General features: G+C 62.9%; 4 protein-coding genes and 1 pseudogene. 1 reads left to right on the forward strand and 4 read right to left on the reverse strand.

Annotated elements, in window-relative coordinates; genetic code table 11:
• Positions 1–177: pseudogene (locus MOV74_RS33470) on the reverse strand (single-stranded DNA-binding protein); the annotation flags it as partial.
• Positions 161–1012, reverse strand: coding sequence for a YqaJ viral recombinase family protein (locus MOV74_RS33475; RefSeq protein WP_404979214.1), 852 nt, complete (start codon positions 1010–1012; stop codon positions 161–163). The pseudogene MOV74_RS33470 and the gene MOV74_RS33475, both read right to left, overlap by 17 nt.
• Positions 1013–1261: 249 nt before the next feature.
• Here MOV74_RS33475 and MOV74_RS33480 point away from each other — a divergent pair, with 249 nt between their 5' ends.
• A complete protein-coding gene (locus tag MOV74_RS33480; RefSeq protein WP_246931261.1) occupies positions 1262–1651 on the forward strand; it encodes a hypothetical protein in 390 nt (129 codons plus the stop codon).
• 299 nt (positions 1652–1950) lie between these two features.
• Here the strand turns inward: MOV74_RS33480 and terL are convergent, their stop codons facing one another.
• Together terL and MOV74_RS33490 are read right to left on the reverse strand one after the other, a co-directional pair.
• Entirely contained in the window at positions 1951–3354 is a 1404-nt protein-coding gene (gene terL, locus MOV74_RS33485) for a phage terminase large subunit (protein ID WP_246931262.1), read from the reverse strand.
• Positions 3351–3794 (reverse strand): DUF5681 domain-containing protein (locus MOV74_RS33490; RefSeq protein WP_404979213.1); only part of this gene is annotated, 444 nt, incomplete at its 5' end. The genes MOV74_RS33490 and terL, both read right to left, overlap by 4 nt.

Here is a 3794-nt window from a genome sequence, read left to right on the forward strand (position 1 = left end):
CTTGCGCACGATGTCGAGGCCGCTCGCCAGCGAGGCGTAGCGAAAGGTGCGGTCGTCATCGCGCAGGAACGGGGAGCGGATCTGAGCGGTCAGGGTCTTTTCCGGATTGGTTAGTTCGGCTTGCGCGCGGGCCAGCGCCGCCGCGATCGCCCCGATATGCTCACTGGCCTGGTGCATGGACGGCCTCCATCTCCACCGGATCAAAGCTGACGGCGCCAGCCTTGGAGCGCTTGGCGCGAATGCCGTGTCCGAACGCTTCCTTGGCATCCTCAGGCAGCAGCTTCTTGAGCTCGGTCTTGGCCAGCTCGTGCTCGCCATGGGCCTCGCGGGTGCGCAAATAGGTCGCCGCGCATGCGGCCCACAGATTGGATGCGGTCATGTCGACCACCTTGACGGCGGCGAGCCGCGGCCGTGGGGTCTCGATCCCGAACAGCAGCGGCGGCTCGCCGCTCTGCACGCAGCGCCAGAACTTTTTCTCCGCGGTCAGCAGCAGGTGTTGGTAGAGCGGGTCGGCATGCACGGTGATCTCCACCCATTTGCCGCCGCCGGTGATGATCGAGAGCACCGCCGCGCGCGCCGCGACCACCCACATGTTGTGCTGCAGCTGCGCCATGTGTTTGTCGGCCGCCGCCTCTTCGCTAAAGGCCCAGGGCAGCATGAACTTGGCCTCGAACACCGCGCCGGTCGGCGCGACGATGCCGTCCAGCGTGGCTGCCATCCAGGCATGGACGGGGTGCCGCACCCGCTTCTGGATGTCGGTGATCGCGTGACCGGTGGCGCTCTGGTACCAGCTGCGGTTGAGGTCTTCGGTGGCGATGCCGAGCTGAACGATCAGGTTGCGCGACAAATCTTGCGGCGCGATCTCGCCGCGCTTTTCCTGCCACAGGCGCCTGAGCTCGTCCTGGTCGTCGCCCATGATGATGCGGGCGTCCGAGCCGCCAATGAAGGCGCGGCGGTCGTGGCGGTTCAACGTGAGTACGGAGCGGGGCGCCGCGGCGCCGTCGGATGCAATCGTGGTCACCGGTCTCTCCTTGGTTGAGGCGGCTTGCCGCCGCACCACCAAAACCCCCGCCGCTGCGAGGGGAGAGACCGGGGCCAACGGCCCACGGCCCGGTCCCATCAGTAACGCTCCTTTCGCGCGGGAATGCCAGTGCTTTCTGCAGCGATTTTGCGGTTTGTTCGGCGTGAAAACCCTTGATAGTTCAGGAGGTTGGAGCGAGCTTTCGGGGCCTGAAACCCGCCCCGGCCGAGGAGCTCGAAGATGACGTCCGTTCGACAAATCGAAGCCAATCGCCGCAACGCCACACGCAGCACCGGGCCGAAAACGGCAGGTGGCAAGACGAGGTCCAGCCGCAACGCACTGCGTCATGGGCTGGCGCGCAGCGCCGTCAGCGATCCTGCCGAGGCGGCGAACCTTGCCGTCGCGATTACTTCGAGGCTCGGGCATCAGGTCTCGCCCGAGGCGGCGATGGCGCTGGCGCGGTCCAAGCTTGCGCGGCTGCAAATCCGCAGCTTGCGGCAGGCGATGTTAGCAGCGCTTCTGACCGGCCCGCTGCCGGCAGATCTGAAAGGCCTTGAAGGGTTGGAGCGCTACGACCGGGCCGCTTTGGTTCAGCAGAAGCGGACGCTTCGCTCGCTCGGGCTCGAGTGACGTTCGTGCGGTCAGTTGGCTTTGTTCTGGAAAATCGCGGCATCGCTCGCAACTGCGGCAAATCTCCTCAGCTCCACGGAAGGCTGACTGGGCTTGGCGCGTGGGAGCTTCCGCGATCAGCCCCCTGCTCCTGGGCAATCGCGAGAAACTCCACAAGGTCTATGTCATTCGCCGCAGGGCGCGAGCGCCCCGAGGATCGTGCTGACATTTACGTCTGGACCGGTCGCGAGTTGGGTTCGACCATCATGCAGCTCGGGCTGCACGATTGGGTGATGGAGAGGCTCGTCTAGCGGCCACCCTCAGAGCCAACTCAGCGTATAATCGTACCCGGAGTCCTCATAGGCCAGCGCCTGGCTGATGCTGTCGACCTGGTCGTCGTGACGGCCTTGCGGGAAGGTCAACAGCTCCATTTCGAGCTCAGCCAGGAACGGCGCGTTTCTCGGAAACAGCACGCGTCCGGCGGCAAATTTGCTCTGCTGGACGTAGAGCCGACCAACCTTATCATGATTGATCTTGACAGGGTTGACGAAGCAGTCGCGCTTGTCGCGGAGCTCCTGCGCCAGCGCAATTCCGGTCGAGGCCTCTTCGACCAGGATCTCGTGCGGCTTGAAACGCTTGGCGAGCTGGAGCGCGGTGTCGCGGAGGGCGGGATATTCAAACCGACCGCGCACAAGGTCGAGCAGGTAGTAATTCCCGTCAATGACCAGCCACGTCGTACAGACAGACCAGTCGTTCTGCGCGCCATTTTTGGCGGCCGTATCCCAACTCTGGATGATGCGGCAGCCCAGCATATCTCTTGAGGGGGCTTCGTCGTAATATCGCAGCCAGTCGCGCTTGATCATGGCGCCGCCGGCCGGCACCGGCGCCTGCTGGTACTGCGCCGCAAACACGTCCGGCCCGAGCGTCTGGCGCAGCTTGCTCAGCGTCTCGATCGATTCATGGGCCGGATGCAGCGCCTCTCCTGACTTCCTGAAATGGAATTGGTTGGGGCCGATTGGGATCGCGGAGTCGGTCTCCGCGATCGCGGGCAGGCTGAGCACCTCCCACTCATCGGATGAACTGGTCAAAAACCCGGACAGATCGTCCAGGTGAACGCGCTGCATCACCACGATCACCGCGCTGGTCTGCTTGTTGTCCAGACGCGACATCAGCGTATTCGTTACCCATTGGTTGGTGCCGGTTCTACGCGACTCCGATTGCGCATCGATCGGCTTCTGCGGATCATCAATCAGGATCAGGTCGCCGCCGAGCCCTGTCAACGTCCCCGAAACCGATGTCGTTCTGCGCGACCCGCGTCGGGTCGTGATCAGCTCGGATTCGGTGCTGCGCACGATGCGCATGTCCGGAAACGCGCGCCGGTACCACTCGGCATGCACGATGGATCGGAAGTCGCTGGCATGTTTGGCCGAGAGCTCATCGCCGTAGCTGATGGAAATGATGCGGCGGCCTGGCGAGAGCCCAAGCAGAAAGGCCGAAAAGGCCACAGAAACCGTGATCGATTTGAGGTAACGCGGCGGCATGTTGATGATCAGCCGGGTGATTTCGCCGCGGCGGACGCGCTCTAGCTGATAGGCAATTGCATGGATGTGCCAGTTGGGCAGGAATTGAGCACCGGGGTTGAGGTGGAGAAAGCAGCGGTAGACAAAGCTGACGAAGTCAGCGCGTAGGATGGCACTGAACAATGCGAGGTCGTGGTTGGTCATTCGGACTCTCCTTGCTTTTTGAATTTCTCGTAAAGTTGGTCGGCGTAAAAATCCAAAACCTTGCGGTCGTCGATATCGAGGACGTCGTTGGCGGGCTGCTCGGATGACGTCTCGAGAAATTGTTGGCGGTTAAGAAGGAAGGCGGCCGATTTGTCCTTGCCCCTCAGCGCGTCGTCCGCAAATCTGGTCAGGATGCCTTCGAGCACGGTGATCTTGCGCAGTCGTCCGTTTTCACGAATGTCGATTTTGCGGTTAAGAAGCTTGTTGATGATGGTCGTCTCATTCTTGCTGCCCTTGGGCCGCCCTTTCGGATTGCCGCTCTGGCCCGGTTTATACCGATGCTCGGCCGGCGGTTTGCCGTAGCCGACTCCATCTTTTGCGTCGGACGCGCCGGCGCGGCGCGGGGGCTTGCGGCTCATGTGCTGGTCCCCAGCGTGGCG

This window comes from Bradyrhizobium sp. SHOUNA76, from assembly GCF_023006445.1.
GTDB lineage: Bacteria > Pseudomonadota > Alphaproteobacteria > Rhizobiales > Xanthobacteraceae > Bradyrhizobium.

Excerpts from the sequence above, each read along its gene's own strand:
- terL (WP_246931262.1), bottom strand. The coding sequence starts at position 3,354 with ATGACCAACCACGACCTCGCATTGTTCAGTGCCATCCTACGCGCTGAC.
- MOV74_RS33480 (WP_246931261.1), top strand. The coding sequence starts at position 1,262 with ATGACGTCCGTTCGACAAATCGAAGCCAATCGCCGCAACGCCACACGC.